Genomic DNA, 25,310 nt, shown 5'->3' on the forward strand with positions numbered 1-25,310 from the left:
GTGCGCCAAGGAAGTTCTCCGCTCGATCGGTGGGCGTGAGGGCGATGTCATTCGAAACAAGAGGACATATGGCTAGTTCTGCCAAACGAGACGAAACGACGCAGGGTTGCCTTGTACTGGTCGCCGTCTGTGCCCTTGTGGTGGTCGGCTGGCTGGTGTGGACCGCCGTGATGTGGACCGTGGCCGAGTGGCGGTGGGCGTGGTTCGTCGGATGCGCGGCTGTGACTCCGGCTGCCGCGTTCGCGCTCGTGTTCGCGTGGGGTGAGGAGCGTCCGTTCTTGCCGTCCTGGCGGCGGGAGGCTTGGATGACGGCGGTCGTCACCGCCGTGGCAGCGGAGGCGCCGGCTGTCGTCCTCTTGAAGGGCTGGGGCACCGGGACGGTGGCGCTGCTTTGCGCGCTTGGAGCCGGGTCTGCCGGTGTGTTCGGTCCGTTCGACCTGGGTGGCGTCCGTCCGGCCGGCGAGTCCTCGCCTGCGAGCGCCGACGAGAAGCAGAGGTCCGCCGACGCTTCGGCGGCGGAGTAAGGGAGAGCCGGTAGCGCTTCGTCGCCTGTTGCGCGCCTCATCCCGACGTTTTCTGAGTCAGTGGCCCTGAACCGTCCCGGTATGGGCCGTACTTGTTGGAGTCCCCGTGATCCCCCGTCCTTCTTGTCCGGGCAGCGCGTTCGCCGCCTGGGAACCCTGCTGGCCGTCCTGTGCGTGAGCGCGGGGGTCATCGCCATCGGTGAGGCGTCCAGCGGCGAGGCCGCAGCGACGCAGGCCGGCCACCGCCGCGCTGTTCCCTCCGCGAGCCCGTCCATTGAGCCCGCACCGACGAAGACCGCGCCCAAGACGTCAGCCCGTCCGGTCCCGAAGGTGATGTCCGCGCGTTGTACGGGGAAGGCCAAAAACATGTTCTTCACGGCGGCGGGAGGTTCGGTCACGGAATCGTCCTCGCAGCCGCCGGCGTACCTGCGGATCAAGGCAGCCCGCGTGGTTCGGGACAGCAAGGGCGTGACGGTGAGCTACACGCTCGCCGGTGACGTTCCCGAGCCCGGTTCGGACGCGGACGCCACCTACTGGACGTGGCTGGGCGATGGTCTGGACGACATGGACGAACCTGCGGTGAGCATGCAGTACCTCGACTCGCGTTGGTTCGTGCAGGTATCCGGAACGAACGACGTGGTCGGAGGAGACGCGGAAGCCCGGCCGGAGATCCATGGCCACACTGTCTCCGTACGGCTTCCGCTTCGGGTTCCCACGTCGTCCGGCTACGTGGCGGACCTGTCCAAGTTCACGCATGCCGGCTGGTCCACGGAAGGCAAGGACCCCTCGGGATTCGGTACCTGGATGGATGGTTGCCCGATCAGTGGGAAGGAAGCCGGCAACCCGGGATCGTGGGAAGTCGCACTGCGCTGAGCTCGCGCGGATGACAGCAGCACCGCAGCGCGGCGGCGCACGCGGATGCACGGCGCGAGGGTGGGCGGAGGGCCGATGTATGGTGCTATGCGCAGGCCGTACGGGTGACCGTTCAGTACGAGGGGGACATGCAGCGCAAACGCCGCGACCACGCCTCCCCTGACTCGGCCGGTGCCGTGGGTGTCGTCCGCGCCCGGCGGCACGTGACCGGTCCTTCCTCGCCATCGGCCGGGACCGCCGGCACGCCGCAGCGCTCACAGGCTGCCCGTGCTTCCGGGTCCTCTTCCCCGTCCCGGACCGATCACCGGTTCCCGGGCGGGACGGCGGAACCGCAGCACACCGAGTACGAGCAGTAGCACCGAACACCGTCAGGGAGAGCGAGAACCCGCGATGGCCCAGCCGCCCCTCCTCCGCGATGTCATCGACATCAAGGAGTCCATCTCCACCTCGGACTTCGTGCTGTCCCTCGCCGAGGCGACGACAGACGAGGGCGCCCAGCACGCGCTCAAGGACTACGTCGTCACCGAGCGGCTGCTGGAGAACTTCGACGAGGCCCTGGACCTCATCAAGTCCGCGCTGGACGGGCACCGTTCCAAGGCGGCCTACCTCCACGGTTCCTTCGGTTCCGGTAAGTCGCACTTCATGGCCGTGCTGTACGCGCTGCTCAGCGGCAACCCGGCCGCTCGTGCCCGCACCGAGTTCGACCCGGTGCTGACCAGGCACGAGTGGCTGACCACGGACGGCAAGAAGTTCCTGCTCGTGCCGTACCACATGCTCGGCGCGAAGGCCCTGGAGCAGCGGGTGCTCGGCGGGTACGTGCACCACGTCAAGAAGCTGCACCCGGACGCGCCGACCCCGCAGGTGTACCGGACCGACTCCCTCTTCGCCGACATCCGCGCCATGCGCGCCAACATGGGCGACGAAGCCGTCATCCGCGGCCTGGGCACCACCGGCGCGGACGAGGAGGAGGACGAGTGGGGCGAGGGCTTCGCCTGGACCCCGCAGCTCCTGGACACCGCGCTCTCCGCCGAGGAGAACCACGAGGCGGGCGTCCCGCTCAACCTCACCAACCCCTCCACCCCGGCCGAGCTGCGCGCCAAGCTCGTCAACGACGCCGGCACCAACCTCCTCCCCGGCTTCACCAGGAACGCCGCCGAGGACGAGCACGGCTTCATCTCCCTGGACGCCGGTCTGTCCGTCATCGCCGAGCACGCCAAGTCGCTCGGCTACGACGGCCTGATCCTGTTCATGGACGAGCTGATCCTGTGGCTGGCCACCCTCATCCACGACCAGAAGTTCGTGGCGCGCGAGGCCAGCAAGATCACGAACTTCGTGGAGGGCGGCGACGCCCGCCGCGCCATCCCCGTCGTGTCCTTCATCGCCCGCCAGCGCGACCTGCGCGAGCTGGTCGGCGAGGAGGTGTCCGGCGCGGCGGAGTCGTCCATCCAGGACACCCTGAACCTGGCCTCCGGGCGGTTCGACAAGATCACCCTGGAGGACCGCAACCTCCCGCAGATCGCCCACGCCCGCCTCCTCAAGCCCAAGGACGAGGAAGCGGCCAAGCTGGTCGACGCGGCCTTCGAGCAGACCAAGCGGGTCGGCCCGCAGGTCTGGGACACCCTGCTCGGCTCGGAGAAGGGCACCACCGGCGCGGACGCGGAGTCCTTCCGGCTGACGTACCCGTTCTCGCCGGCGTTCATGGACACCCTCGTCCACATCTCGTCCGCGCTGCAGCGCTCCCGCACCGGTCTGAAGCTGATGGGCCAGCTCCTCGCCGACCACCGTGACGAGCTCCGCCTCGGTCAGCTCGTTCCCGTCGGCGACCTCTACCCGGTGATCGCGGAGGGCGGCGACAAGCCGTTCACCGACAGCCTGAAGGTCGTCTTCGAGGCCGCCGACAAGCTCTACAAGACCAAGCTGCGGCCCTACCTGCTCAGCTCGTACGACATCACCGAGGACGACGTCGAGCAGTACCGCAACCGGCCCGAGTCCCTCACGGACCCGAAGCGGCTGGGCGGTTGCCGGATGTTCACCGGCGACAACCGGCTCGTGTGCACGCTGCTGCTGTCCGCGCTCGCACCCAGTGTGCCAGCGCTGTCCGAGCTGACCATCCGGAGGCTCGGCGCGCTCAACCACGGGTCGGTCCTCGCGCCCATCCCGGGCGCCGAGGTCGGCATCATCAAGAACAAGGTCGCCGAGTGGGCCGCCCGGTTCCCCGAGATCAAGGAGACCGGCACCGACGCCAACCCCGGCGTCCGCCTCGAACTCTCCGGCGTCGACGTGGACTCCGTCATCGCCAACGCCCAGGTCAACGACAACCCCGGCAACCGCGTCGCGCTGGCCCGCCGTTTGCTCTCCGAGGAACTGGGCGTCGAGCACGGCCAGTTGAGCGACCAGCTCCTCTTCACCTGGCGCGGTACCGCCCGCACCGCCGAGATCGTCTTCGGGAACGTCGCCGACGAGGACGAGTTGCCCGACCACGACCTGATGCCGCAGGAGGAGGGCCGCTGGCGCATCGCCATAGACCTCCCCTTCGACGAGGGCGAGTGGGGTCCGGTCGAGGACGTCAACCGCATCCAGCGGCTGCGCGAGCGCCAGCAGGGCGAGCGGTCCCGCACCGTCGCCTGGCTGCCCGCGCACCTGTCCGCGCAGCGCTTCGCCGACTTCCGGCGCCTCGTCGTCATCGACAAGGCCCTCGCCGACGAGCACCGCTTCGACACCCAGTACGCCGGCCACCTCAACGCCGACAACCGCAGCCGCGCCAAGGGCCTGCTCGAAACCCAGCGCGAGGCTTTGCTCAAGCAGGTCAAGGGCGCCTTCAAGCAGGCGTACGGACTCGCCCAGAAGCAGGCCGCCGACGTCGTGCCCGACTTCGACGACCACCTCGTCGCACTGCCCGACGTCGATGGGCTCACCCTGTCCTTCGGGCAGAGCCTGCACGACGGCATCCGGCACGTCGCGGGCAGGCTGCTCGCCCACCAGTACCCGGCGCACCCCGACCTCGACCCCGACGCCGCCGGCACCGCCGTCAAGCCTGCCGACACCAAGAAGGTGTTCACCCACGTCCGGGCCGCCGCCGAGGCGCGCGACGGGCGCGTGGAGGTCCCGGCGGCCGACCGCAAGCTCATGCAGCGGATCGCCGGGCCGCTGCGCCTCGGGCAGCAGAAGGAGGCGTACTTCGAGCTGTCCCGCTTCTGGGCCGACCACTTCCGGCAGCTCGCCCGCTCCCAGGGCGTCACCGGTGACCTGTCCCTGATCACGCTCACCGACTGGACCGACAAGCCCGACCCGCGCGGCCTGCCCGACTTCCTCGCCCGGCTCGTCGTCGCCGCCTTCGCCGAGATGGACGACCGGGTGTGGGTGCGCGGAGGCACCGTCCTCGACCCCGCGCCCGAACTGTCCGCGATCAAGGAGCACGACGCGCTGCGCAGCCAGCCGCTGCCCGCCGAGTCCGACTGGGACACCGCACGGCAGCGCTTCGAGACGATCTTCGGGGCGAAGCCGCCCGCGTTGCGGCGCGGCCGGATGGTCAACCAGTTCGCCCGCCAGATCATCGAGGCCGCCCGCGCCCACCGCGACCACGCGGCCGACCTAGTGCACCAGTTGGAGAGCCACGCCTCCTTCCTCGGCCTCGACCAGACGGCCGACACCGGGCGGCTCGCCCTCGCCCGCCGCTCCCTGGAACTGCTGGACGCCCTCGTGGCGGAGGCCGGTAAGGGTGCGGCCGGGGCGAAGAAGACCGTGGAGGCCCTCGCCTCCTTCGACCTGGGCGAGACCAGCGCCGACCGGTACGGCACCTCCATCAAGAAGGCCCGCGCCGTCGCGGAGGCAGTCGCTTCCGCCCCCTGGAGCACCCTGGAGCTCGCCGCCGGACTCGGCCCCGAGGGCGAGGCGCTGCTCGACTCGCTGCGCAACGTGGCCCGCGACGACCAGCGCACCGCCGACCTGCGCGACGCGCTCACCCGTACCCAACGCGAGGTCGTCGCCCTCATCAAGCGCACCCAGGCCGCCGCCACTCCGCCGCCCGCGCCCGTCACTCCCCAGCGCGCCTCCGCCAGTGACCTGTCCCTGGACACGCCGACCAGCGACCCGCGCATCCCCTACACCCAGCCGAAGGAGACGCCCTCCCCGGCCGGCGCCGGAGGTACGGCGCGGAAGTCCGGACACCGCAGCACGACCGTGTCCCGGGCCGCCGCCGACCTCCAGGCGGAACTGGCCGAACTGGCCGCGCGCCACCCGAACGCGACCATCGAGATCACCTGGCAGGTCATCGAATGACGGACACCGCCACCGCCACCGCCGCACCGGGCGCGGTGCGGCTGAACACCGCGACCGTCACCCAGTACCTGTCCTCCCAGACGCATCTCGCCGCCTCCCTGACGGGGGAGGGGCAGGGGCGGCGCCGGGTCGTGCTGCTGCGGTCCGCGCCGCAGTGGGACGGCCCTGCCGAACCCGCCTGGGGCGAGGGCCTCACGGCGGGTGTCGCGGTGGCGCCGTCCCCGCTCGCCGTCCACCAACTCGTCCTCGACCACCTCGGTGGCCGTCGCCCCGGCCCCGCTGTCCTGGTCGTCCTCACCGACCGCGAGCAGAACGAACTCGACCCGGCGATCCTCGCCCGCGTCCACAAGCTGCGCATCGACACGGTCGACAGCTGGGACGTCGTACGCGAGGCGTTCGGCGCGCGGCAGATCGACCCCCGCCTCAAGGACGTCAACTGGGCCGCCGAGGCACTGCTCGACGCCACCCCGCCCGGCGGCTGGTCGGCCGTGCCCGGCGGCTGGCTGTCCCGGCAGTACGCCCTCACCTCGCTCGCCCAGCGCCGTCTGCGCCTGGGCCGTTACGACACCGAGGGCGGCACGCGCCGCCCCGGCGACGACCGGCTCGACGCCCAGGCCCTGCTGCACTGGTCGACCCGGCCCGGCGCCCCCGAACGGCTCCTCGCCCTGCGCGGCCCGGAACGCGCCGGACTGGCCGCCTTCCTCGGAGAGGAGGACCAGGCGGGCCTCGCCGGACGTGCCCTGCTCGCCCTCGTCGACGCCGAACGCGGCGCGGACGCCGCGGCGTTCGGCCTGGTCTGCGCGGCGCTGTGGCAGCACGGCGAGGCCGCCCCCGAGACCTACCGAGCCCGCGGCCGCGCCGAACGCTACTTCGGCGACCAGCCCCCGGCGACCGGTGACCAACTCGACGCCCTGGTGACCGTCTTCGGCCGGGCCGCCGAGGAGTACATGACCACGCTGCTGGCAACCGGACACCGCACCGGCGGTACCGACGCCGAGCAGGCCCGCGAGGCACGCCGTACCACCGGCATCGTGCTCGACCGGGCGTCCGCGCTGGCCCGCCAGTTCGGCGCGGAGGAGGCCGTGGCGGCGAGCCCCGTCCTGCGCGGCGGACTCGAGGCCCGGTTCACCGCTGTCGGCCGAGCCCTGGCGGCGGGTGACACGGCCGAGGTGACGGATGCCGTCCAGCGACTGGAGGACCACCGGCTGGCCGCCGAGCCGGACGAGTCCGCCCGCATCGAACGCGCCCGCATGGGGCAGCGCCTCGCCCGCTGGCTGACCGCCGATCCGCCCGCCGACGCCCCCACCGTCGCCGACGCCATACAGCGGCACGTCGCCGAGACCGGCTGGGTGGACCTCGCCCTGGAGCACATCGAGGCGGGCGGCGACCCCGACCCCGTTCTCAAGGCCGCCTACGACACTCTCGGCACCCGCGTCAGGGACCGGCGCCGGCAGATCGACGCGTCCTTCGCGCGCTCCCTGGCCGCTTGGACGGAGGCCGGCACCCAGCCCGGCTCCATGCTCACCGTCGAGACCTTCCTCGACCACGTGGTCGGCCCGGTCGTGCGGCGCGGCGAGGAACGCCGGGTGCTGCTGCTCGTCCTCGACGGCATGAGCGCCGCCATCGCCAACGAACTCGGCGAGGAACTGCGCCGTTCCTGGGCCGAGTTCGACCCGCTGCCCGAGGGCGACACCCCGCACCGGCGGGCGATGGCCGCCGCCCTGCCCACCGTGACGGCCGTGTCCCGCACTTCCCTCTTCGCGGGCACTCTGATGAAGGGCACCCAGGCCGACGAGAAGCGGCTCTTCCCCGCACTGAAACTGTGGGGCGGGGCCCCGGCCGCCGTGTTCCACAAGGACGACCTGCGCACCGAGACCGCGGGCGACACCTTCGGCCCGGCGCTCACGGAGGCGCTGGCCGACGGCAGGACCCACGTCGCCGTCGTCCTCAACGCCATCGACGACCGGCTCGCCAAGGAACAGAAACTCGGCGACGGCGCCTGGCGGATCGACGACGTGCCCGGCCTGCGCGACCTGCTGCGGGTGGCGGCCACCCAGGGCATGGCGGTCGTCCTCACCAGCGACCACGGCCACGTCGTCGACCGGCACGGCACGAAGGCCGACACCACCGTCGATCCCGCGTCCGCCCGCCACCGCCCGCCCGGCGACGGCCCGCCGGCCGAACGCGAGATCGCCCTGTCCGGACCGCGGGTGGTCTGGCCCGAGCCCGGCGCGTCCGTCGTCGCCCTCTGGGACGCCGACTCCCGCTACACCGCCCTCAAGGCCGGCTACCACGGCGGGGCCTCCCTCGCCGAGGTCACCATCCCGGTGCTCGCCTTCCTGCCGTTCGGGGCGGAACCCCCCAAGGGGTGGCGGGAACTGGGCGACCAGCGTCCGCACTGGTGGGCCCCGGAGGAGACCGGAAGGACGCCGCAGCCGAGCGAGCCCACGGCCCGGCCCGCGGCCGGAACGGTTCCCGCTCCCAAGAAGCCGACCGGGAAGGCCAAGAAGGATCAGGCGGAAGTCGCCCGGACCCATGACACGCTCTTCGACGTCGCGCTGACCTCCGGGGGAGACGACGCCCTGCTCACCCCGGCCGTCGTCTCCCGGACCGAGACGCTGGTGACGGCGCTGCTCGACTCGGAGACGTACCAGGCCCAGCTCGGCGGCCTGGCCCGCAAGCCGCAGCAGGAACAGGTCCACAAGGCGCTCGCCGCCCTGCTGGACGCGGGCGGCACCCTGCCCGTGACCGCGCTCGCCCAGCGCGCCGGCATGCCCGTCACCCGGGGCGACGGCTTCGCCGCCGTCCTGCGGCAACTCCTCAACTACGACGGCGTACAGGTCCTGGAGACCCTGCCGGACGGCCGCACCATGCGGCTCCACGAGGCACTGCTGCGCGAGCAGTTCGCTCTCGGAGCGAGCTGACGACACGGCTCGGGGTGCCTCGGATGCCGGTTCTGAGGCACCCCAACTGTTCCTGCCTCAGGGCGCGAACTCGCGCAGCACCTTGGCGAAGGTCGTCAGCTCCTCGATCATCTCCGGCGGGAGCGGCTTCTCGTCGAAGTGGGCGATCCGGTTGCGGATGTCCTTCACCCGCTTCAAAAGGACGATGAACTGCTCCCGGGGCATGTTGGGCCACTGCAGGGCCGCCCAGTTACGGTCGGCCCCTTCGGCCAGGGACTGCTTCGTCTGGCTGCCGTCCAGGAGCCTCAGGTAGTCGCCGAACATAAGGTCCGACACCTGGCCGGTGCGGTGCTCCGGTTTCTTGTTCGTCTGGACCGCCTTGATGGCCTCCGTGTCCAGTGCAGCGCCCAAGCAGCGGCGCAGCAGCGACTCGATCTCGCCCACGATGAAGAAGGGGCGTGCCGCGCCTTCGAACCGGTCCGTGACGTCCGCGGCGGTGACGATGCCCGAGAGGCAGCCGTCGTCGCCGCGGACGAGCAGGTAGCCGTGCTCGCGGACGACGGGGAGGGCGGCGAAGAACTCCTGGCGGGCGTCGAAGACGGGCAGTTCGTCCTTCTCCATCGCGTTGTCCAGGGTGGCCGGCTTCCCAGCCCCGTACATCTTGGCCACGGACCCCCAGGTGACCACCCCATGGACCTGCGCCATGCCGGTGGTCACCGGGATCTGGGAGTAGCCCTTGGTGCGCATGAGGAAGGTCGTCTGGGACAGCGGAGTGCCGGGTCCCACGGACACCAGTCCGCGCCGCGCCGAGGGCAAGTCACCGAGCAGCAGACGCTGCGGGAGGGCGTGCGAGGGCAGGGCCTCGTCCGCCTCGTCGGCCTCACCCTCCGGTTCGGGCGGCGTGCGCTGCGCTGGAACGGCCGCCAGCGGCACGACGTCGACGGTGCTGCGCAGACCGCAGACGGCGAAGTCCGGCAGCGTGGTCAGTCCGGCGTCCGTCAGGGCCCGCGAAATGCGGTGAACCGTTCGGTGGTCGCGGACCCTGACCCGGAACAGATCGAGGATCTCCTGCACGGACACGGTCCTGCCCTTGAGCGAGGCGACGTCCTGCTCGTGAGGCATGGTCGTCATCGGGCGTCGTCCTCCGGCAGGTCGCGGAGCATCGTCTTCTTGCCCATGGCGGAATGCACGAGGTCCTGCAACTGCTTGGTTCGGTCGTGGTAGAAGCGCTCGTAGTCGTTCTCCCGCAGGGCGTCCGGATCGATCAGGTGCGTGGTCAGGACGTCGTCGAACCATTCGGGACGCATGTCGGAGGCGGCGATCATCGTGGCCAGGTAGGACGACGGCGCGCCCGTCATGTCCATCGCGGCCCGGTACGACAAGGGTGTCTTGTTCACGATCGAACTCGTGGGCAGCCCGTGGCTGTTGCCCCGCCGGAACCACGTCTTGGGGAAGATCTGCCGGATGTCCACCCCGTACTCGTCCAGCCGGCCGGGACTGAGCGGGGCGTCCGTGTGATGCCAGTCCACCGCGCCCTGCTTGATGAGCAGGGCGTAGATCCCCTTGTAGGCGGCGCTGTTGCGGGTGGTGAGGGTGTCGAGGCGGTCGGCGAAGAAGAACGCCTCCGTGACCGTCTCGGGTGCCCTCTCGTCCTGCGCGATCCAGGGGACAAGCTGTTCGACGTCCTTGGTGAAGCGCGTCTCCGTCGAGCCGCCGTACATCTCACCGAGGACCCCGCACCAGTACCACTGCTCGACCTTCTCCTCCGCCCCCAGTCCGCCCGTCGCCCTGTCGAGGATGGCGCGGACGGCCGCGAGCGGGACGAGCTGCGTCTTGTACGGCAGGTCGGCCGGGCGGACGATGCACTGCCGCTCCAGGAAGTCGCCCACCCAGGCGAAGGCGTCGGCGAGCTTGGGCGCCAGGCGCACGAAGTCGGCCAGCGGGAGGTCCAGCAGGTCGCGGCGCTTGCAGGACACCGTGGCCCCGAGGCCCTGCTGCTTCCGCTCCCAGGTGCGCACCAGCGCGATGGCCTGGAGGAAGTCGATGCTGCTCAGCCCGTTCTCGAGGCCGTTCTCCAGACGGCCGAAGACCGGGTACTTGCCCGCCAGCGCCTGCTTGATCTCCCGCCACACCTCGGGAAGCTGGTAGTAGTCCCCGGTCCGTTCCACGTAGTCGCGGTCCCCGGCGTAGGTGGCGGTGAGCAGTTCGAAGACGTTCAGAGGCACACCGCCGGTGTTGACCCGCTCGAACACCGCGCAGACGGCGTCCATGGATGTAGAGGCGGCCAGCCGGATCATCGGCACCTGGAAGGCGCGGACCTGCTGGAGGACCGCCTCGTCGAACTGGCCCCACCGGTCCCAGTTCCGGTCCTCGTCAGCCTTGATGTACGCCCTCTTCCACTCGTTCACGCGCTGGGCGTCGAAGACGAGGTGGAGGGGGAAGAGGCCGGCCGCGCACTCGGCCTCCGTGGTGCTCAGATCCAGCAGCACGGTGCGGTTGAAGTCCGTCCGCAGCACCTTGTCCGCCGGGACGGACACGATGGCCTCGTCCCGGTCCGCGGACGGCCCGACGGCCTTCTCGATGTCGACGTAGTACCACCGCTGGATGGGCTTGCCCCGCGCGTCCGCCGTCTCCACCGGGGCGTCCAGCCACAGGGCCTGGAACAGGGAGGTGAGGCGCTGCTGCCCGTCCAGCAGCAGGAGGTCGGCCGCCGGATCCCCGTCCGGTTGTGCGCCGGTGAGCGTCCGGGAACGGAACCGGGTGGCGCCGCCGGTCTGCAGCGTCATCACGACACCGAGCGGGTAGTCCAGCGTGACCGTCGCGATGATCGCCCGGATCCGGTCGTCGTCCCACTTCCAGTTCCGCTGGAAGTCGGGCAGTTGTAAGGAACCCGAGGCGACGTCCGCCAGTACGTCCTTGAGCTTCACGTTGTCGAGGGCCGCCATCTGACTCCACTTCCCGCACTGTTTCCTGTACGGAGAGTGATTCCAGCAGCGCTCTGCTGTGGTGGTCAAGCGTGTTCGCCAAAGCAGCTGCCGGGATCAGGAACCACGTCCCGGTCCGGCGCCTGTGAGCGAGTCCGGCCCGGCCCTGCTGGCGCGACCGCCTGCCTTGGTTACCGGGTTTCCGTCGAGACCGGTTCGAGGAAGAAGAGGCACTGCTCCGCGTTGAACTCTCCCACCTTGGCGACGAAGCGGAACCTGTCACCCGCGCCGACGGTGGCGGGGGCATTCTTGCCGGTCAGTCCGAGGTCGGAGATGTTGACGTTCTCGTACTTGAAGGCCGGCCCGACCGTCGTGTTCCGTCCCTTGTCGCCAGGGCCCAGGAGGAGGTCGTAGCGGGTGTCGTAGCCACCGTGGGGCGCCATGTTCACGATGGAGCCGTCGAACGCGATGGTCTGGCCCTTGTGCCTGGTCGCGAAGTCCAGGTTCGCGTCGTCGCACGAGTCCGCCTTCAGAAGCTCTGCGAACTTTGGGTCGTTCTGGGATGTGGTCACCTTGAGAGCGGCTGACTTGGTAGCGGTCGGAGTCGGCGTGGCGGAAGGCTCCTTGCCCGCAGCGGCCGTCGACTTGTCCGCCCCGCCCTTCGCCCCGTCTCCGTCGCTGAGTGCGGAGGCAACGCCGATGACGGCGGCCAGGACCACGAGGACGGCGACGCCAGCGCCGATCAGGAGCCACGGCTGCGGCTTCTTCGGCCGACGGAAGTTGAGGGTGGAGCGGAGCTTGCCCTGCGCCCGCTCCACGAGCTCCCAGCCATCCTTCTGCATCTTCGAGATCACCAAGCCGTCGGTGCCGCGAAGTGTCTGCACGGTCTTGTACTCGTACTTGATCTCGTCGGCCACGCGGCTCCGCCCCCTGAAGCGACTGCTCCTACCAACTGCCTCGCGCAGCATAGGGGACTGCGCATCGTGAACCTCGGCCGAGGCGCTGAGGGCCAAGAAGATGGGACACTGGTCCCCGTGAGCACCACCGGATCCAAGCGTCCCGCCCAGGTCAGCGCCGCCCGACGCCGTACTGTCATCGACGCCCTGCGCCGCGGGGCCGTGCCCGAGAGCGGGCTCGACCTGCTCGCCACCGGGCTCGACCGGTTCGAGGCGGCCCTCGACGCGGAACTGGACGCCGTGGCGTCCGGCGGGTCCGTGTTCAAGGCCGTGCGCGGTGAGTACGGGTCCGGCAAGACGTTCTTCACCCGCTGGCTGGGGGAGCGGGCCAAGCGCCGCAACTTCGCCGTGGCCGAGATCCAGATCTCCGAGAACGAGACGCCGCTGCACAAGCTGGAGACGGTCTACCGGCGGCTCACCGAGCGCCTCACCACCTCCAGCTTCCCGCCCAGCGCCCTGCGCCCTGTGGTCGACGCCTGGTTCTACGCCCTGGAGGAGGACGCTCTCGCCGCCGGGGCGACCGAGGACGAACTGCCAGGCGAGGTCGAGAAGCTGCTCGTCGCGCGGCTCGCCGAGGTATCCCGGCACGCCCCGTCGTTCGCCACCGCACTGCGCGGTTACCGGGCCGCCCTCGCCGAAGGTGACGAGGCGACCGCAGCGGCCGTTCTGGCGTGGCTCGGCGGACAGCCGCACGTCGCGGCCTCCGCACGCAGGAGCGCCGGCGTGCGTGGTGACCTCGACCACTTCGGGGCCCTCGGTTTCCTTCAGGGGCTTCTCACCGTGCTGCGCGACTCCGGGCACACCGGGCTGTTCGTCGTCCTCGACGAGGTGGAGACCCTGCAACGGGTCCGCTCCGACGCCCGTGACAAGGCGCTCAACGCGCTGCGGCAGCTCATCGACGAGGTGCACTCCGGACGGTTCCCCGGCCTGTACCTCGTCATCACCGGCACGCCGGCCTTCTACGACGGCCAGCAGGGCGTGCAGCGCCTCGCCCCGCTCGCCCAGCGGCTCGCCACCGACTTCACCACCGACCCGCGCTTCGACAACCCCCGCGCGGTACAGATCCGACTGCCCGGCTTCACTCAGGAATCCCTCGTCGGTCTCGGCGTCACGATCCGGGACCTGTACGCGGACGCCGCCACCTCGCCCGAGCGCGTGCGGACGGTCGTCGACGACGCCTACGTCGCGGACCTCGCCCGGGCAGTCGGCGGAGCGCTGGGCGGAAAGGTGGGGGTTGCGCCCCGGCTGTTCCTGAAGAAGCTCGTCGGGGACGTCCTCGACCGGGTGGACCAGTTCGACGACTTCGACCCACGTCGGCACTACAAGCTGACCGTCGCGAGCAGCGAGCTCACCGACGTGGAGCGGAACCTGGCTGCCACGGTCACCGGCGGTTCCGCGTCCGCCGATGACATCGACCTGGAGCTGTGATGGCAGACGGCCGCAGCGCTGCCGGGGAGAGGCCGGCCGGCGGAGGGGACGACGTGCTCGACCGGCTCGATCCCGTCGTCCTCCACCACGTCGTCAACACCCTGGGCTGGCCCGACCTGCGCCCTCTCCAGCGGGCGGCGATCAATCCGCTCATGGACGGCGAGGACGCCGTTCTGCTGGCGCCGACGGCCGGGGGCAAGACCGAGGCGGCCTGCTTCCCGCTGCTGTCGGCGATGGCCGAACAGCGGTGGACCGCAACCTCGGTGCTCTACCTGTGTCCGCTCAAGGCGCTCCTCAACAACCTGGCCGGCCGTGTCGACACCTACGCCCAGTGGCTGGGGCGGCGTGCCGCGCTCTGGCACGGCGACACCAAGGAGTCGCAGCGGCAGCGCATCCGCACCGAGGCGCCGGACGTCCTGCTGACCACTCCCGAGTCGCTCGAAGCGATGCTGATCGGCGTGAAGACCGACCATGCGCGGCTGCTGGGGAGCGTGCGGGCCGTCGTCATCGACGAAGTGCACGCCTTCGCGGGCGACGACCGCGGCTGGCACCTCCTCGCCGTACTGGAACGCCTCGAACGGGTCACCCGCCGGCCCATCCAGCGCATCGGCCTGTCCGCGACCGTCGGCAACCCGCAGCAGTTGCTGCACTGGCTCCAGGGCGCGAGCGCGGAAAGCCGAACGGGTCGCGTGGTCGCCCCGGGGGTGACGCTGCCCGCAACGCGTGGGGCCGGCGACGTCAAGGACGCCCCCACTGAGCAGGTGCCCCGGCCGGCGGGCGAGGTGGAGCTGGACTACGTGGGCTCCCTCGACAACGCAGCCAAACTCATCGCCGCCCTGCACCGGGGCGAGAAACGCCTCGTCTTCTGCGACTCACGGGCACAGGTCGAGCAACTGGGCGCCGCGCTGCGGGCCCGCGAGGTGACCGTCTTCCTGTCCCACGCCTCCCTCTCCGTCGATGAACGCACCCGCTCCGAACAGGCCTTCGCCGAAGCACGCGACTGCGTGATCGTCTCCACCTCCACCCTCGAACTCGGCATCGACGTGGGCGACCTGGACCGCGTCGTCCAGATCGACTCACCGGCCTCCGTCGCCTCCTTCCTGCAGCGCATCGGCCGCACCGGCCGACGCTCCGGCACCGTACGCAACTGCCTGTTCCTCACCACCCGCAAGGACACGCTGCTGCAGGCAGCCGGACTCCTGCTGCTGTGGTCGCGCGGCTGGGTGGAACCGGTCGTCCCACCGCCCGAGCCACGCCACCTCGTGGCGCAGCAACTTCTGGCCGTCACCCTGCAACAGCACAAACTCGGCGACCAGTTGTGGGACAGGCAGTGGAACGGCCTCGCCCCCTTCGACCGGTCCGCCGCCCCGATCCTGCGCTTCCTCACCGAGGAGGGCTTCCTCGACAGCGACGGCGGCATGCTGTTCGTCGGCCCGGAGGCCGAACGACGGTTCGGCAAGCGGCACTTCATCGAGCTCACCGCGTCCTTCACCGCCCCGCCGCAGTTCACCGTCCTGTCCGGACGCACCGAGATCGGCCGCACGGACCCGAGCGTGCTCACCGAGGAACGCCCCGGCCCGAGACGCCTGCTGCTCGGCGGCCGCAGCTGGCAGGTCACCTACATCGACTGGCTGCGCAAACGCGTCTTCGTCGAACCCGCCGACAGCGGGGGCATCGCCAAGTGGATGAACGGCGGCGTCGCCGGACTGTCCTTTGCCCTGACCCGTGCGATGCGCGAAGTCCTGCTGGGAACGGACCCGCCCGTGACGCTCACCCGCCGGGCGGAAGGCTGCCTGGCCGCACAACGCCAGAGCGACGCCCCGGCCACCGTGCATCCCGGAAGCACCCTGATCACTCGCGTCGGTGCGGACGTCCGCTGGTGGACCTGGGCCGGATACCGTGCCAACGCCACCCTCGGCGCCACGCTGCAATCGGCCACCGATCCCTTGCAGCGGCCCTCCGACTGCTGGTTGCGGCTGCGTGAAGACCTGACTCCAGCCGCATGGCGAGCGGCCCGCCGGAGTGCCGGAGAGAATCTGGTCCTTCCTGACGTGGACCGCCGAGCGGTTCGCGGTCTGAAGTTCGCGGCCGCCCTTCCCGAGCGTCTCGCCGTCGCCACGGTCGCGGCTCGGCTCGCGGACTTCGACGGCGCCGAGACGGTGCTGTCGGAGCACGTGCGTCTCGTCGACTTGGGCGCAGCCGGCTGAGCCGTCCGCTGCCTGGCGGAGGGCGATCGCGGCGATCCGCGTGAACGGCACGTCGTCGCCATGCGTACCCCCTGTTCATGGGAGGATCCGGCAGCGTGGGTGTGTCGGTGGTGGTGCGGGGGGTGCGGGCCGGGGTGTTTGCCTCGGTGTGTGTGCTGCTGGCTGCCGCCGGGCACGGGCTCGCCGTGGGGGCCATGCCGCCGCTGTGGGCCGACGGGGGTGGGTTCCTCGGGGTGTTCGTAGGTGGGTGGCTGCTCGGGGGGCGGGAGCGGTCGCTGGCCGGGATCAGTGGGGCGATGCTCGTCACGCAGGTCGCGCTGCACTTCGTCTTCGACGCCGCCCGGGGGATGGGGGAGCCCGTTGCGGGTGCCATGCCCTCTGGATCGTCGATCGGTTCGGCCATGGACATGGGTGGCCCCTCGCGCATGACGATGGACGCGGCCGTCGCCTCCGCTTCCTCCGCTCATCCTCCCCACACCCTCACCCCCCACGCCCTTGCCGCTCACCTGCTCGCCGCGCTCGTCGCGGCCTGGTGGTTGCGGTGTGGGGAGGCCGCGCTGTGGTGCCTGTTGCGCCGGGCCGTTGGCTTCGTGCCCGCGCTCCGCGCTTTGTGGCGGGGCGCGCCGGACCCGGCGCACGCCCGTTCCGTGACGCGCGTGCGCACCGGTTCCGTGGCGCGGCGGCTGCGGCGGTTGCTGTTGCGGCACGCGGTGGGGCGGCGCGGGCCGCCGCGACGGATTCCGTACGACGTCCGGGAAAACACCACCTCTCTTGTACGGAGATCCGTTCAGTCATGTCCAGGACATACCGCACGACATCAGCCCCAGCCTCCGCCTCCGCACGTGCCCTGCGCCGTGCCGGCGCCGTGACCGCTCTCGCCGCCGCAGGTGTCCTCGCCGCCGCCGGCGTCGCCTCGGCGCACGTCACCGTGCACCCCGAGAGTTACGCCAAGGGAGCCACCGACGGTGTGCTCACCTTCCGCGTGCCCAACGAGGAGGACTCGGCCAGTACCACCAAGGTCCAGGTCTTCCTGCCCACCGACCACCCGCTCCTCGGTGTGCTCGTCACCCCGCAGAACGGCTGGACCGCCAAGGTCACCGAGACCAAGCTCAAGAAGCCGGTCAAGACGGACGACGGCACCATCACCGACGCCGTTTCCGAGATCACCTGGACCGGCGGGAAGATCGGGCCTGGGCAGTACCAGGACTTCGACGTCGCCTTCGGGCAGTTGCCCGACGACGCAGGGCAGTTGGCCTTCAAGACCCTCCAGACCTACTCGGACGGCAAGGTCGCCCGGTGGATCGAGGAACCGCAGGGCGGCGAGGAGCCGGAGAACCCCGCGCCCGCGCTCAAGCTCACCGCCAAGGAGGGCGAGGGGGCCGCCGCCTCGGCCACTGGCAGCAAGTCCGCCGCGGCGGCCGGCAGCACTGCGACCGCAGGCAGCGACTCGACCGCCCGTGGGCTCGGTGTCGCCGGGCTGGTCGTCGGCGTCCTCGGTCTCGCCGCCGCCGCGTTCGCCCTCGTACGGACACGGGCAGCGCGGGGCAGCCAGGGCCCCCAGGGGTCGTAGGGCCGCCGGGAGACACCCGAAAGGGCCCGGATCACGTCTGTGATCCGGGCCCTTCGTCGTTCCGTCGCCCGCTTCGGCCGGCCCCGCCTCACGCCGCCCGCGTGGCCTCCACCAGGACGTCTCCGACCGACGCCTCCAGCACCTCGTCGACCTCGGCGGCCACCATCGCGCGCATCCGCGAGCGGCGCCACAGCCACAGCACGTCCCGGCCGAAGGACCACACCAGCAGTCCGAGCGCCAGCAGGACCACGCCCAGGTCGCCCGCGTACGGCAGCAGGTCCGCGCCGGCCAGCAGGAGCAGGATGCCCTGGAGGGCGGCCACCGTCTTGCGCGCCGTGCTCGGCGGGAGCGGGGCGTTCAGCCAGGGGGCGAGGCGGGCGGCCGCGACGAAGGCGTAGCGCATGCCGCCGATCAGCAGCACCCACGGGCCGAGCGACATCGACACGTAGACGCTCAGCACCAGGATGAGGAAGGCGTCGACCTCCATGTCGAAGCGGGCCCCCAGCGCGGTGGAGGTGCCGGTGCGGCGGGCCACCTTGCCGTCCACGCCGTCCAGGACCAGGGCCACCGCCGTCAGTCCGACCAGTACCGACACCGGCGGCGCGCTCTCGAAGGAGTCCGCGACCAGTGCCGTCACACCACCCACGAGCGTCGCCCGGCCCAGGGTCACCCGGTTGGCCGCGCCGAAGGTGCTCAGGCGCGACCGGTGCAGCGCCCGCGAGAGCACCGCCCAGGTGGCGATGGCGAAGACCAGGCCGGTCACCCAGCCCGCCGGCCCCATGCCGATCGCCGTGCCGAGCAGGGCCAGCAGCAGGATCTGGACGCCCGCTCCCACAGCGGTCTCCTGCTGAGCCGGCCTCGCGTCGTAAGTGTTGTTCAGGGCCACCGCACACCCTCCGGCCGAGTGACAGAGTCGATCTACGCCGCGTACGTTGTGCGCGGCCTGTGCACACCTCGGTACGTGAACAACTTCCCGATCGTTCAGGAGAACCTCGATGAATGGTCCCGCCCGCGCCTTCTGGCTCAGCTCGCCCGGTCACGGCGAGATACGTGAGGTGAGCCTTCCGGACCCCGGCGAGGGCGAAGTCGTCGTCCGCACGCTGTACTCCGGGGTCAGCCGGGGCACGGAGACCCTGGTGTTCCGCGGCGGAGTGCCCGTCAGCCAGCACGCGGCCATGCGCGCGCCGTTCCAGGAGGGCGACTTCCCGGGGCCGGTGAAGTACGGCTACCTCAACGTGGGAGTGGTGGAGGAAGGGCCCGAGGGGCTACTCGGCCGGACCGTCTTCTGCCTCTACCCCCACCAGAGCCGCTACGTCGTCCCCGCGAGCGCCGTCACCCCGGTGCCGTCCGGCGTGCCCGCCGAACGTGCCGTCCTCGCCGGCACGGTGGAGACCGCCGTCAACGCCCTGTGGGACGCCGCGCCCCTGATCGGCGACCGGATCGCCGTGGTCGGCGGCGGCATGGTCGGCTGCTCGGTGGCCGCGCTGCTCGCCCGCTTCCCGGGCGTACGGGTGCAGTTGGTGGACGCCGACCCGGCGCGGGCACGGGTCGCCGAGGCCCTCGGCGTCGGCTTCGCCCTGCCCGGGGACGCCCTCGGCGGCTGCGACCTCGTCGTGCACGCCAGCGCCACCGAGCAGGGCCTCACCCGCGCCCTCGAACTGCTCACCGCCGAGGGCACGATGGTGGAACTGAGCTGGTACGGCGACCGCCGGGTCGCCCTCCCGCTCGGCGAGGCCTTCCACTCGCGCCGCCTGGTCATCCGCAGCAGCCAGGTGGGCACCGTCTCCCCGCGCCGCGCCGGACGCACCTACGCCGACCGGCTCGCCCTCGCCCTCGACCTCCTCGCCGACCCCGCGCTGGACGCGCTGATCACGGGGGAGAGCCCGTTCGAGGAACTGCCCGAGGTCATGCCCCGCCTCGCCTCCGGGGAGATCCCCGCCCTGTGCCACCGCATCCGGTACGGCGGCGACGGGCAGGCCTGAGTGCGCGCGAGGGGCGACGCGAGGGACGAGGTGTCCGCGGGGCCGCCGTTCACACCGGAACCACCAGAGCGCCTGACCTGAGAAAAGAGTGAGAGCGGGCTGAACAACGGGAAGGGTGCAGCCGTACTACTCGGCATCCCCCGGCAGGGATAGGCCGGGGGGCCAGACGCGCCGCACCTGGAGGGTCGTCCGTTGTTCAGCATCACCGTCCGCGATCACATCATGATCGCCCACAGCTTCCACGGCGAGGTGTTCGGGCCCGCGCAGCGGCTGCACGGAGCCACGTTCCTCGTGGACGCCACCTTCCGGCGCGAGCAGCTGGACGAGGACAACATCGTCGTCGACATCGGCCTGGCCACCCAGGAGCTGGGCGCGGTCGTGAGCGAGCTGAACTACCGCAACCTCGACAACGAGCCCGACTTCGCCGGGATCAACACCTCCACCGAGTTCCTCGCCAAGGTCATCGCCGACCGGCTGGCCGAGCGGATCCACAAGGGCGCCCTGGGCGAGGGCGCCAAGGGCCTCGCGGGCCTGACCGTCACGCTCCACGAGTCGCACGTCGCCTGGGCGAGTTACGAGCGTGCCCTGTGACCGACACGACCATCGACCGGGCGCCCGCAGACGGCGCGCCCTCCCTGGCCTACGTGCCCGCCCAGCGCGCGGGCCTGGACAACGTCGGGATCATCCCCATGTCCCTGCGCACCGTGCACTTCGTCCTGCCGGGCGGTGTCGACGACCCGGCCACGCCGAGCGGCGGCAACGCCTACGACCGCCGGGTCAGCCTCGACCTGCCCGGCTTCGGCTGGCAGGTCAGGGCGCACGCCGTGGACGGCACGTGGCCCCGGCCCGACGCCCGGGCCCGCGCGGAACTCGCCCGCGTACTGCGGGAGTTGCCAGACGGCTCGGTCGTCCTCCTCGACGGGCTCGTCGCCTGCGGCGTCCCCGAGGCCGTCGTACCCGAGACGCAGCGGCTGCGCCTGGCCGTGCTCGTGCACCTGCCGCTCGGCGACGAGACCGGGCTCGAGCCCGCCGTGGCCGCCGAACTCGACGCACGGGAACGGCAGGTGCTGCGCGCGGTGCCCGCCGTCGTCGCCACCAGCGACTGGGCCGTACGCCGGCTCGTCGCCCACCACGGCCTCGCCCCCGAACGGGTGCACGTCGCCGCGCCCGGCGCCGACATCGCGCCGCTCGCCCCCGGCACCGACGGCGTCTCCCGGCTGCTGTGCGTCGCCGCCGTCACCCCGCGCAAGGGGCAGCACCGGCTGGTGGAGGCGCTCGCCACGGTCACCGACCTGCCGTGGACCTGCGTGTGCGTCGGCGGACTCACCCAGGACCCCGGCTACGTCGCCCAACTGCGCGCCCTGATCGGCAAGCACGGCTTGCAGGACCGTTTCCACCTGGCCGGACCGCGCTCCGGCGCCGACCTCGACGCGGCCTACGCCACCGCTGACCTGATGGTCCTCGCCTCCTACGCGGAGACCTACGGCATGGCGGTCACCGAGGCGCTGGCGCGCGGCATCCCCGTGCTGGCCACCGACGTCGGCGGCGTGCCCGAGGCGGTCGGACGCGCCCCGGACGGCGGGGTGCCCGGCATCCTCGTACCGCCGGAGGACCCCGCGGCGCTCGCCGCCGAACTGCGCGGCTGGTTCGGCGAGGCCGACGTGCGGCGCCGGCTGAAGGCCGCGGCACGCGGCCGCCGCGCCGCGCTCGACGGCTGGGCCACGACCGCGCGCAGCCTCGCCGGAGTGCTGGGCCGGCTGCCGGACGAACCCCGGAGGGCGGCATGAGGAAGACGACCTCGCGTACGACTCCGAGTACGACCTCGAGTACGACCCCTTCGACGGGCGCCGGCCGGAGCGGCGGGCGTGTACCGGCCCAGCCCGGCCCGCGCGACGTACCGGACGCGGCACCGGCCGCCCACCACGCCGGGAGGCATTCCATGACCGCCGCGACCGACCCCTCGACCGATCCCGTCAGCGACTCCTCGACCGGTCCGGCGACCGACCCCCTGAGCGACCCCCCGCCCGAGTCCGGCTCCGTGATCCCCGGCGCCGGGCCTGCCGCGCGGCCCGGTGAGCGGGCCACCGTGCGGCTGCGCGAGGACGGGCCGGCGGAGCCGCCCCGCTACGCGCCCGAGTGGCTCCAACTCCGTGAGGCCGCGGACGCGGAGGCGCGGGCCGCCCTGCTGCTGGACCCGCTGCGCATCCATCTCGCCGGCCTGCCGAACCCGCACGGCGGTCTCGTCGTGCACGACCTCGGCTGCGGCACCGGCTCGATGGGCCGCTGGCTCGCGCCCCGGCTGGACGGCGCCCAGCACTGGATCCTGCACGACCGCGACCCCTACCTGCTGCACTTCGCCGCCGTCGCCTCCCCCCACGAGGCCGCGGACGGCAGCCGGGTCAGCGTGGAGACCCGGCGCGGCGACGTGGCCCGGCTGACCCCGGACTCCCTGACCGGCGCCCACCTGGTGACCGCGTCCGCGCTGCTCGACGTCCTCACCCACGAGGAGGTCGCCACCCTCGCCGCCGCCTGCGCCGGGGCCGGCTGCCCGGCGCTGCTGACCCTGTCGGTGGCCGGCCGCGTCGACCTCACCCCGGCCCACCCGATGGACGCCGAGATCACCGAGGCGTTCAACGCCCACCAGCGCCGGGACGGCCTGCTCGGTCCGGACGCGGTCGACGTGGCCTGCGACGCCTTCGGTGAGCGGGGCGCCACCGTGCACGTGCACCCGAGCGCGTGGCGGCTCGGCCCCGAGCACCGTGAGCTGACCGCCCAGTGGCTGCGCGGCTGGGTCGGCGCGGCCGTGGAGCAGCGGCCGGAGCTGAAGGAGCGCGCGGAGGGCTATCTCGGCGAGCGGCTGGCGGCCTGCGCGGCAGGGGAGTTGAAGGCCGTCGTCCACCACAGTGACCTGCTCGCCCTGCCCCGGCCGACGGGCGGTGCCGGATGAGCGTGCAGACGCTGGACGCCCTCCTGGTGCGGGCGGCGGACCCGGCCGAGCCCGCGGGGCGCGGCACCGAGGACGCTTCCGGAGACCGGGGTACGGACGCCGAGCAGGGTGGTTCGCGTCCGCGCGCCCTCCTCGCCCGCCTCAACACCCGTGCTCTGCGCACCCACTTCGGCACGGTCTCGGGCGTAGCCATCCTCGCCGTGCTGCTGTGGCGGCTGGGCACCGGCGTGTTCCTCGAGGGGCTGCGCCGGATCGACGCGCCCACGCTGGTGGCGGCGCTCGCCGTGGGGCTGGTCACCACCGTGCTCAGCGCCTGGCGCTGGCAGTTGGTGGCGCGGGCGCTGCGCATCCGGCTGCCGCTCGGCGCCGCCGTGGCCGACTACTACCGCGCGCTGTTCCTCAACGCGGCGCTGCCCGGCGGGGTCCTCGGCGACGTGCACCGCGCGGTGCGGCACGGGCAGAGCGCCGGTGACATAGGACGCGGCGTGCGGGCCGTGGTCCTCGAGCGGGTCGCCGGGCAGATCACCCTCGCCGTGACCGGGGCCGCAGTGCTGCTGACACTGCCGTCCCCGGTCCGCGCCGAGGCACGGCAGTTCGCGCCGCTCGTCGCCCTCGCCGCCGCGGGGGCGTTCGCCGTGCTGCTCGCGCTGCGCATGAACCGGCCGTCCTCCCGCCGGGGCCGGGCCGTGCGCCGCACCCTCGGCGAGCTGCGCGAGGGGCTGCTGTCCCGCCGCAACGGTCCGGGTGTGGCGCTGTCCTCGGTGGCCGTACTGGCCGGGCACGTGGCGATGTTCGTCGTCGCCGCCCGGGTCGCGGGCGCGCCGGCCCCGGTGACGGTGCTGCTGCCGCTGGCCGTCCTCGCGCTGGTCGCCATGGGACTGCCGCTCAACGTGGGCGGCTTCGGTCCGCGCGAGGGCGCCACCGCCTGGGCCTTCGGGGCGGCCGGGCTCGGCGCGAGCACCGGGCTCGCGGTGGCCGTGGTGTACGGGGTGCTGAGCTTCGTGGCCGCCCTGCCGGGCGCGCTCGTCCTGGTCGCCCGCTGGTACACCGGAATGCGCGCCCGGACCGGGCCCGGAACCCCGTCCGGGGCCTACTCGGGCGAACCGCCGCTCGCCGGTGCCGAGTTCACCGATCCGGCGCCGGCGTCCGCGCCCACCTCCGCGTCCGCGCCCGCCCCTGCGCCTGTGCCCGTATCCCTATCCGTGTCGTTGTCCGCGCCCGAGGTGAGCAGCTCGAAATACGGCGCGAAGGCTCCGGCGAGGCTCGCCAGCAGTTCCTTCCCCTTTTCCGCCGAACCCAGGGAAGGACGGCCGATGACACCCGATTCGGTATAGGCGGACATTCCGACGGTGAGGAGATGGCGCCGGTCGTCCGCGGTGAAATCGGCGGACTCGTGGCCGGCCCGGACCATTTCGGGATGAGAGTGCAGAAGAATGGAGGTCTCGATTTCCCCCGCGTGCATGTCGGTGAGCAGCGAGGTGCGCACCCCGGCCCGGACGCGGGCCTCCTCCCAGTCCTCGGCGGCCGGGAAGAGCGCGATGTGCTCGCCCCGCGCGGAGGACTCCTGAACGACGTTGCCCAGCACGTAGTTGCCGCCGTGGCCGTTGACGACCACCAGGGCCGCGACGCCCGAGCGGCGCAGCGAGTCCGCGATGTCCCGTACCACCGCATGGAGGGTCACAGAGGAGATGCTGACGGTCCCCGGCCAGGCCGCGTGCTCGTGCGAACAGGAGATCGTCACCGGTGGAAGGAGGTGCACGGGATACGCGTCGGCGATCTCCCGGGCGATGGCACAGGCGACCAGTGTGTCGGTCGCCAGCGGCAGGAACGGGCCGTGCTGTTCGAAACTCCCCACCGGCAGGACGGCGACCTGCCGTGAGAGGTCCGCGCCTCGATTCCGTACGTCCTGCGTGGTGTCCGCCGGCAACAGACCATATGCCGTCGGCCGCGTTCCCGAACCACTCATTGTTTTCCGGCCTTTCGTCTCTGCTTAGGATCCAGATCATGACAGAAAACCTCGGCGTACTCGGCACGAAGACCCCACGGCGCACGGGTGTGGAACGCGTCGTGAACGCCCCCCTGCCCACCGTCTACGGGAAATTCCAGGCGGTCGGCTACATGGACCACGACCGCGGCGAGGAGCAAGTGGCGCTCGTCCACGGGGACATCGGCGCCGAGCGGGTCCTGGTCCGGCTGCACTCGGAGTGCCTGACCGGTGACGCCTTCGGCTCGCAGCACTGCGAGTGCGGCGACCAGCTGGCCGCCGCGATGCGCGCGGTCGTCGCCGAAGGCAGCGGAATCGTCGTGTACTTGAGGGGCCACGAGGGCCGAGGCATCGGCTTGCTCGCCAAGCTGCGCGCGATGGCCCTCCAGGCGGAGGGCCTGGACACGGTCGAGGCCAACCTCGCCCTCGGACTGCCCGTGGACGCCCGTGACTACGGCGTCGCCGCCGGGATGCTGCACGACCTCGGGGTGCGCTCGGTGCGGCTGATGTCCAACAACCCGCTCAAGCGCGAGGCGCTGGTACGGCACGGCGTCCAGGTCGACGAGCAGGTGCCGCTGCTGATCCCGCCGTGCGAGAGCAACATCACCTACCTGCGCACCAAGCGGGAGCGGATGGACCACCACCTGCCGCACCTGGACGCGGTGGCCCACCTGTCCTGACCGGCGGGGCGAGCGAGCGCCGGCCGGTCCGCGGCCGGCGCCCCGCGCCCGGGG

General features: G+C 71.9%; 18 protein-coding genes and 1 pseudogene. 14 read left to right on the plus strand and 5 right to left on the minus strand.

Features of this window, described 5'->3' with window-relative positions; all coding sequences use genetic code 11:
- The first annotated feature begins 68 nt into the window (after positions 1–68).
- The 4 genes from IE217_RS21200 to pglZ all read left to right on the plus strand — a co-directional run bounded on the left by IE217_RS21200 (position 69) and on the right by pglZ (position 8,599).
- The gene (locus IE217_RS21200; RefSeq protein WP_190179474.1) at positions 69–524 is read left to right on the plus strand and encodes a hypothetical protein; all 456 of its coding nucleotides are present in this window, start codon (positions 69–71) and stop codon (positions 522–524) included.
- 123 nt (positions 525–647) lie between these two features.
- On the plus strand, positions 648–1,397 hold the full coding sequence (locus IE217_RS21205) for a hypothetical protein (protein WP_190179475.1): 750 nt from the start codon (positions 648–650) through the stop codon (positions 1,395–1,397).
- A gap of 390 nt (positions 1,398–1,787) precedes the next feature.
- A complete protein-coding gene (gene pglY / locus IE217_RS21210) occupies positions 1,788–5,675 on the plus strand; it encodes a BREX-2 system ATPase PglY (protein ID WP_190179476.1) in 3,888 nt (1,295 codons plus the stop codon).
- Entirely contained in the window at positions 5,672–8,599 is a 2,928-nt protein-coding gene (pglZ, locus tag IE217_RS21215; RefSeq protein ID WP_190179477.1) for a BREX-2 system phosphatase PglZ, read from the plus strand. The genes pglY and pglZ overlap by 4 nt, the downstream gene beginning before the upstream one ends.
- A gap of 57 nt (positions 8,600–8,656) precedes the next feature.
- Here the strand turns inward: pglZ and IE217_RS21220 are convergent, their stop codons facing one another.
- The 3 genes from IE217_RS21220 to IE217_RS21230 all read right to left on the minus strand — a co-directional run bounded on the left by IE217_RS21220 (position 8,657) and on the right by IE217_RS21230 (position 12,419).
- On the minus strand, positions 8,657–9,709 hold the full coding sequence (locus IE217_RS21220; RefSeq protein WP_190179478.1) for a CBS domain-containing protein: 1,053 nt from the start codon (positions 9,707–9,709) through the stop codon (positions 8,657–8,659).
- Positions 9,706–11,523 (minus strand): DUF262 domain-containing protein, encoded by a 1,818-nt coding sequence (locus IE217_RS21225; RefSeq protein ID WP_190179479.1) that lies wholly within the window; start codon positions 11,521–11,523, stop codon positions 9,706–9,708. The genes IE217_RS21220 and IE217_RS21225 overlap by 4 nt, the downstream gene beginning before the upstream one ends.
- Before the next feature lie 170 nt (positions 11,524–11,693).
- Positions 11,694–12,419, minus strand: a complete 726-nt coding sequence (locus IE217_RS21230) for a DUF4839 domain-containing protein (protein WP_190179480.1) — start codon at positions 12,417–12,419, stop codon at positions 11,694–11,696.
- A 117-nt stretch (positions 12,420–12,536) separates the two neighbouring features.
- Here IE217_RS21230 and brxD point away from each other — a divergent pair, with 117 nt between their 5' ends.
- The 4 genes from brxD to IE217_RS21250 all read left to right on the plus strand — a co-directional run bounded on the left by brxD (position 12,537) and on the right by IE217_RS21250 (position 17,663).
- Positions 12,537–13,886, plus strand: a complete 1,350-nt coding sequence (gene brxD / locus IE217_RS21235) for a BREX system ATP-binding protein BrxD (protein ID WP_190179481.1) — start codon at positions 12,537–12,539, stop codon at positions 13,884–13,886.
- Positions 13,886–16,093 carry a DEAD/DEAH box helicase gene (locus tag IE217_RS21240; RefSeq protein ID WP_190179482.1) on the plus strand — a complete coding sequence of 736 codons (2,208 nt, stop codon included), beginning with the start codon at positions 13,886–13,888 and terminating at the stop codon, positions 16,091–16,093. The genes brxD and IE217_RS21240 overlap by 1 nt, the downstream gene beginning before the upstream one ends.
- Before the next feature lie 77 nt (positions 16,094–16,170).
- On the plus strand, positions 16,171–16,962 hold the full coding sequence (locus IE217_RS21245; RefSeq protein WP_308432755.1) for a hypothetical protein: 792 nt from the start codon (positions 16,171–16,173) through the stop codon (positions 16,960–16,962).
- Entirely contained in the window at positions 16,887–17,663 is a 777-nt protein-coding gene (locus IE217_RS21250) for a YcnI family protein (protein WP_190179483.1), read from the plus strand. The genes IE217_RS21245 and IE217_RS21250 overlap by 76 nt, the downstream gene beginning before the upstream one ends.
- Positions 17,664–17,751: 88 nt before the next feature.
- Here IE217_RS21250 and IE217_RS21255 read toward each other — a convergent pair whose 3' ends face one another.
- Positions 17,752–18,549, minus strand: coding sequence for a CDP-alcohol phosphatidyltransferase family protein (locus IE217_RS21255; RefSeq protein WP_190179484.1), 798 nt, complete (start codon positions 18,547–18,549; stop codon positions 17,752–17,754).
- Positions 18,550–18,658: 109 nt separating this feature from the next.
- Here IE217_RS21255 and IE217_RS21260 point away from each other — a divergent pair, with 109 nt between their 5' ends.
- The 5 genes from IE217_RS21260 to IE217_RS21280 all read left to right on the plus strand — a co-directional run bounded on the left by IE217_RS21260 (position 18,659) and on the right by IE217_RS21280 (position 23,926).
- Complete coding sequence (locus IE217_RS21260) at positions 18,659–19,645, plus strand: zinc-dependent alcohol dehydrogenase (protein ID WP_190179485.1); 987 nt, start codon at positions 18,659–18,661, stop codon at positions 19,643–19,645.
- Between the two features lie 192 nt (positions 19,646–19,837).
- Positions 19,838–20,236, plus strand: a complete 399-nt coding sequence (locus IE217_RS21265; RefSeq protein WP_190179486.1) for a 6-pyruvoyl trahydropterin synthase family protein — start codon at positions 19,838–19,840, stop codon at positions 20,234–20,236.
- Positions 20,233–21,432, plus strand: coding sequence for a glycosyltransferase family 4 protein (locus IE217_RS21270; RefSeq protein ID WP_190179487.1), 1,200 nt, complete (start codon positions 20,233–20,235; stop codon positions 21,430–21,432). Before IE217_RS21265 ends, IE217_RS21270 begins: the two co-directional genes overlap by 4 nt.
- 152 nt (positions 21,433–21,584) lie before the next feature.
- Complete coding sequence (locus IE217_RS21275) at positions 21,585–22,592, plus strand: class I SAM-dependent methyltransferase (RefSeq protein ID WP_229865475.1); 1,008 nt, start codon at positions 21,585–21,587, stop codon at positions 22,590–22,592.
- Positions 22,589–23,926: a lysylphosphatidylglycerol synthase transmembrane domain-containing protein gene (locus tag IE217_RS21280; RefSeq protein ID WP_229865476.1), complete on the plus strand. Its 1,338-nt coding sequence runs from the start codon at positions 22,589–22,591 to the stop codon at positions 23,924–23,926. Before IE217_RS21275 ends, IE217_RS21280 begins: the two co-directional genes overlap by 4 nt.
- Here IE217_RS21280 and IE217_RS21285 read toward each other — a convergent pair.
- Positions 23,812–24,558: pseudogene (locus IE217_RS21285) on the minus strand (creatininase family protein); the annotation flags it as partial. The gene IE217_RS21280 and the pseudogene IE217_RS21285 overlap by 115 nt on opposite strands.
- 38 nt (positions 24,559–24,596) lie before the next feature.
- Here IE217_RS21285 and ribA point away from each other — a divergent pair.
- Positions 24,597–25,256 carry a GTP cyclohydrolase II gene (gene ribA / locus IE217_RS21290; protein ID WP_190179489.1) on the plus strand — a complete coding sequence of 220 codons (660 nt, stop codon included), beginning with the start codon at positions 24,597–24,599 and terminating at the stop codon, positions 25,254–25,256.
- Positions 25,257–25,310 lie beyond the last annotated feature (54 nt).

It is taken from the genome of Streptomyces naganishii JCM 4654 (assembly GCF_014650575.1).
Classification (GTDB): domain Bacteria; phylum Actinomycetota; class Actinomycetes; order Streptomycetales; family Streptomycetaceae; genus Streptomyces; species Streptomyces naganishii.